The sequence below is a fragment of the Caldibacillus sp. 210928-DFI.2.18 genome (assembly GCF_020554505.1).
Classification (GTDB): domain Bacteria; phylum Bacillota; class Bacilli; order Bacillales; family Caldibacillaceae; genus Caldifermentibacillus; species Caldifermentibacillus hisashii.
In genome coordinates, this window is sequence record NZ_JAJCHL010000137.1 from 1 (window position 1) to 5,589 (window position 5,589).

4 protein-coding genes are annotated in these 5,589 nt (G+C 38.9%); 3 read left to right on the forward strand and 1 reads right to left on the reverse strand.

Annotated features, from left to right (window positions below; translation table 11 throughout):
- Positions 1-107 precede the first annotated feature (107 nt).
- Positions 108-2,246 (reverse strand): cell division protein FtsA, encoded by a 2,139-nt coding sequence (locus LIZ98_RS16690; protein ID WP_227140311.1) that lies wholly within the window; start codon positions 2,244-2,246, stop codon positions 108-110.
- 418 nt (positions 2,247-2,664) lie between these two features.
- On the opposite strand from LIZ98_RS16690, the gene ccpA reads away from it, so the two are divergent.
- The 3 genes from ccpA to motS all read left to right on the forward strand — a co-directional run bounded on the left by ccpA (position 2,665) and on the right by motS (position 5,402).
- Positions 2,665-3,666, forward strand: coding sequence for a catabolite control protein A (gene ccpA, locus LIZ98_RS16695; protein ID WP_041847670.1), 1,002 nt, complete (start codon positions 2,665-2,667; stop codon positions 3,664-3,666).
- A gap of 171 nt (positions 3,667-3,837) precedes the next feature.
- Positions 3,838-4,641: a flagellar motor protein MotP gene (motP, locus tag LIZ98_RS16700; protein ID WP_227140310.1), complete on the forward strand. Its 804-nt coding sequence runs from the start codon at positions 3,838-3,840 to the stop codon at positions 4,639-4,641.
- A gap of 2 nt (positions 4,642-4,643) precedes the next feature.
- Entirely contained in the window at positions 4,644-5,402 is a 759-nt protein-coding gene (motS, locus tag LIZ98_RS16705) for a flagellar motor protein MotS (RefSeq protein WP_227140309.1), read from the forward strand.
- Positions 5,403-5,589: the final 187 nt, after the last annotated feature.

Consider the following 5,589-nt stretch of genomic DNA (forward strand, 5'->3'; position numbering starts at 1 on the left):
TTCCTCCTAAGTCTTAAGTGGAATCAAAGATGTAAAGGAGGAAGATAAGTGCCCGATTGGTTCAACTAACCATCAGTGGGAAGAACCCCCCTGATGGAAGTTTCACTTTATTCATTGCTATGTTTTGCCAACCATTTAATTTCCAATTGATCTCCCGGTTCCAGTTCCTCAATAAAAGTCGCTTGTTCGCCGTTTTTTAAAATAAGGTAGTCACCATTTGGGTTCGCCGGCAGTTCGAAATCGGCAAAACGAAATACGTCTTGAAAAATAAATGGTTTATAAGTAATATGCTCGACAGTCAACGAATCTTTGTTATAAATGCGGCTCGTTTTTTCCAGTTCTATTCCGTCTCGTTTAATGACGGTTATTTTTTTCTTTAACAGGACATCTTTCCCGTTAAATGTAATCGGTAAAGATGTCTCCAATTGCCAATTTAGTAGAAATGCAAGTTCTTCCACAGTCGGGGGAGCAGCTTGAATAAACTCAATTACGTCCTTGTCAGCAAACGGGGTATTCAACGGGACCTCTTTTCCATTTTTCAACACTTTATCCGATTTTTGAGGAATTGTCGTCTCTTGGTCATTAATTTTCAAAATAAATGGTTCGGGTACTAAATGTAATTGGCTTAATAAATTTTGGACTGTGTTTAACTCCCTCCATTCAATTATATCCCGATCTTTAATGATATAATCTTCTGTAACGGTCTGACCGTTCACCTTTGCAGTTGGTAAAATTTCATAGTGATCCCCATTAAAGGTAATGTTTTTTCTGAAATCATTCAATAAATCTTTTAAAGCTAGTTCGACACTTTTTCCGTCATTGCCTTTCTCCGCCAATATGATATCGCCATCATTAACATAGTCGTCAAGAGAACAAGCCTGCCCGTTTTTTAATAATAGTGGCGGTGAACCGAATGAACCGCTGATGGTTATTGCCTTGCCATTTAAAGTGATGATTTTGGCGAGACCCGGTTTTCCGTACAATTGACTTAATTTTACACCGGCTTGGATAAGACAATCGCCTACCGTTAATTTTTTTACTTCGAACATGCGAACAGGGATTTCGTTAACATAAACCGTTTTAAATTGAAGCGGGTTTTGCTTAGCATAAACAGCAATGCCAATCGGTGTAATCATTTCCGGACCGGTAACTTCGACGCCTTCTAGTGGTAAATTTTGGATGGCATCAATGCCGCGAATGGCCACTCGGTTTTTCGGTAAATTTAATTTTTCAGCAACTCTTTCATCAAGACCGGGTGTTAAACTTCCGCCTCCAATTAACATGACTGCCTTTGGTGACTTGAGACCGTTGAGCCGGAAAATTTCTTCCGTTATTTTTGTCGCTAAATGATCAATGGCGGGGGAAATAGATTGTATGATTTCCGCTCGTTCCATCGTTTGTTCGAAGCCTAAAATATCTTTGATGGTGACCGTAGCTTGATCGGTTAATTGAATTTTCACTTCTTCGGCCATCGGGAAATCTAATAAAAATTGATCACTGATTGCTTCGGTAATTTCATCTCCGGCAACCGGAACCATCCCATAATTGACAATGGTACTTTGATCTGTAATGGCAATATCAGATGTACCTGCTCCGATATCAACAAGGGCAACATTTAACCGGCGCATCGAAGGCGGAATGAGAACGTGGATGGCTGCAATGGGCTCAAGTGTCAGCGCCTCAATATCGAGATTGCATCGTTTCAATGCCGTAGCTAAGGAATCGATGACAATTCTCGGCAAAAACGTCGCAATAATATCAACAGATGCCTCATTTCCAATTTGGTCGATTAAACTCCCGATCTTCTGACCATCTAAATAATAATATAAAACAGAATAGCCAACACAAAAATACTCGGCATTCACATCGTCAAATTTATTTTTTATTTGCTGTTCCGCTTTTTGGATCGCCATCAGCTCAAGGTGGATAACATCGTCTTTTTCCAACTTTCGTCCTTTAATGGAAACGGTTGCCGACGCTTCTTCCGTTTTCAGCGATCGACCTGCTGCAGCGACACAAGCTTTCGTTAGCGGACCGAATTCTTCTTCTAATTCTTTTTTTACTTCACCAATTATATGGGCAACAGCCGTAACATCGTGAATTTGACCGTCGAGCATTGCCCTTTGTTTGTGTTCTTTCATGACCACTTTTTTTACAACAAAAGCTTGTTCTGCTTTTTCTAATATGATCCCGACTATAGATCTTGTTCCGATATCTAAAGCAAAAATTTGATTATTTTCCCTCATCAAAACACCTCTTAACCTAGGAAGGGATATTATAAAGTCTTTTACCAAATAGCCTTACACACCAACTGTTCCTGCTACTTGCAATTTACCATAATTTTAGGATAATATAAACTGACTTATCATTCACTAAAAAATATCTATTTTTCGTTAAAAATTCCTTTTTTACTAAAAAAATATACGTTTAAGCTAAATATGTGCTATAATGAACATTATCCCTTTTGTCTATTTTAACAGAAGGGATTTTTAATGATATAAATGCCAGACCATAATAAATTATTTATGAACCCGAAAAGTTAAGAATTCTAAAACTAAATAGGGTAAAATAAGTAAAAGGGATACTTAGCCTTTTTGAAATCGGCATAAAAAAGATGATACGAAACAATGGATAAATTCATTTAGGAAAAAGGAGTTGTCGAAAGTGAATAATATTACAATTTATGATGTGGCAAGGGAAGCAAATGTGTCTATGGCTACGGTATCACGGGTAGTTAATGGCAATCCGAACGTGAAACCCGCCACAAGAAAAAAAGTTATGGAAGTTATTGATCGTTTAGGGTATCGCCCTAATGCTGTGGCAAGAGGTCTTGCAAGTAAGCGAACAACAACGGTCGGTGTGATAATCCCCGATATTTCGAGTACAAACTTTTCAGAAATGGCTCGTGGGATTGAAGATATTGCCATGATGTACAACTATAATATTATTTTAAGTAATTCAGACCAAAATAAAGAAAAAGAATTTCATTTACTTAATACGATGCTCGCAAAACAAGTGGACGGGATTATTTTCATGAGTGGCAATGTAACCAAGGAACATGTGGAAGAATTTGAAAAATCATCGGTACCGATTGTGTTAGCCGGCTCTATTGAAGAAACAGGGAAACTCCCGTCTGTAAATATCGATTATGAACAGGCCGCATATGATGCAACGACCTATTTTATTAACAAAGGGCATAAAAAAATCGGTTATGTGTTTGGTCCGTTACAAGAACCGATTAATGGTGTGAAAAAGATGGCCGGTTTTAAACGGGCATTGACTGAAGCGGGAATTGAATACGATGAAAATTATGTATTTGACGGCGATTATACGTATGATTCGGGTATCGAAGCCGCGGAAAAATTATTGGAACTGGACGAAAAACCAACAGCCATTTGTGTTGGTACCGATGAAATGGCCATTGGTGTCGTTCACGGTCTACAAGATAGAGGTTATAAAATTCCGGAAGATATTGAAATTATTTCTGCCAATAATACTCGGTTGGCTGTAATGGTTCGCCCGCAATTAACAACTATTGTTCAACCTTTATATGATATTGGTGCTGTTTCCATGCGGTTATTAACGAAATATATGAATAAAGAAGAGGTAACCGATCATGTAGTCGTTCTTCCGCATCGAATTGAAGTTCGCAACTCAACAAAGTAAGAATTGTACCGATATAAAAGGAAGAAAGAAAAGGAAAGTGGTCCGGATAAGCTTTTCAATGAGACTTCACGAAAAGGCTGTCTTCTTTCAAAAAGATAAGCTTATCCAAAAGAGCTTTCCTGGTACGGTATTACATACAGAAAAAAATTCCTTTTATAGCGGGAGATGGATATGAAACGTTTTGATATTTTAACGCCTTTTGGCATGATTTTGGGGATTTTGGTGTTTGCGTTTGGTGTAATATCCTCAAAAGGTGTCAATGGTTTTCTAAAGTTTATTGATATACCTTCTAGCATTATCGTTTTTGGTGGATTAACAGCGGCATTATGTATCAGTTTTCCGTTGAAAGAATTAAAATTAATGTTTGTCGTAATTAGACAAGCCTTCTCGCATCAAGATTTCCAACTCGGCAAATTAATTGATTTATTTGCTCATTTATCAGACCGTGCCAGGAGAGATGGATTACTTTCTTTGGAAGTAGAAATTGAAAAAGTGGATGATCCTTTTATTAAAAAAGGAATACTTCTGGCTATCGACGGAATTGATCCGGATATCATTATCGATATCATGACTGCTGAAATTTCCGCCATGGAAGAACGGCATCGAAAAGGAAGAAGCATTCTGGAAAAAGCCGGTGAGTATGCACCTTCTTGGGGGATGATCGGGACATTGATCGGACTCATTCTTATGCTGAACGATTTAAACGACCCGGATAGTATCGGACCGAGTATGGCTGTTGCGATTATAACAACTTTATACGGTTCCCTGTTAGCAAATTTATTTTTCTTGCCTCTCGCGGCAAAATTAGCCGATAAAACAGAGCAAGAAGTATTTGTTAAGCAAGTCATTGTAGAAGGGATTATTGGTGTCCAGTCAGGTCAAAATCCGAAATTGCTTACCGAAAAATTATCGGCATTTATTTCCCAATCGGACTTGAAACTCACCTCAGAAGAATATCCCGGTGAGGTGGGGTAAGAATGAGGCGTAAAAAGTCGAAACCCTCCGGAAAAGGTGCTCCCTTATGGTTGGTAACCTATTCTGATTTAGTTACTTTAATCCTTGTTTTCTTCATTTTGCTATTTGCCATGTCCCAAGTGGATATTCAAAAGTTTGAAGCGTTGTCAAAGTCATTAAAAGAACGACAAATATTTGATTTTTATCCTTCTGCCATTCCCATTGAACCTTCTTCGGATCAAACGATTGAGGGAGAGGAAGAAGATGGCGGAAAGGATAAAGAACAGGAACTGCCAAAAAAAGGAGACCGTCTTGATCAATTGTTAGCGGAAATAAACGGCTACATTCAAGAAACCGGATTAAAGGATGTTGTTGTTGCAACGAGAACGGAGCGGGGGATTGTCCTTGTCCTTCCTGAACAAATCATCTTTGAATCAGGGGCGGCAGAAATCCTGGACAATGCTGTTCCTTTTTTGGAGCGTGTATCATCGCTGTTAATAAAAATTCCTAACGTTGTGAAAGTGGAAGGACATACAGATAATCGACCAATTCATAATGCAAAGTACCCGTCCAATTGGGAATTGTCATCAGCCAGAGCCAGTAGCGTTATTCGCTATTTTATTGATATCCACCATATGGCGCCGGAGAGGTTTATTGCAACCGGATATAGTGACACAAGGCCGGTGGCTCCGAATGACGGTCCTGAAAACTGGGAAAAAAACCGCCGTGTCGAGATTGTTATTATGGATCCTGCCTATGATGATAAAGAAGACGGAAACTAATACTAGAAATGTTGAACTAGATCAGCAATATCAAAAGCCCGAATGGTGATGAGCATACCATTTTTTTGAAAAACTCATCATTATCGGGCCTTTTTCCCCGCACAAACCGGCCACTAAATCTTCCTCCGATGCCAGAGAAGGGAAATCAAGGATGTTAAGGAGGAAGATAAGTGTCCGTAAGAGCCCG

Excerpts from the sequence above, each read along its gene's own strand:
- motP (WP_227140310.1), top strand. The coding sequence starts at position 3,838 with ATGAAACGTTTTGATATTTTAACGCCTTTTGGCATGATTTTGGGGATT.
- motS (WP_227140309.1), top strand. The coding sequence starts at position 4,644 with ATGAGGCGTAAAAAGTCGAAACCCTCCGGAAAAGGTGCTCCCTTATGG.
- LIZ98_RS16690 (WP_227140311.1), bottom strand. The coding sequence starts at position 2,246 with ATGAGGGAAAATAATCAAATTTTTGCTTTAGATATCGGAACAAGATCT.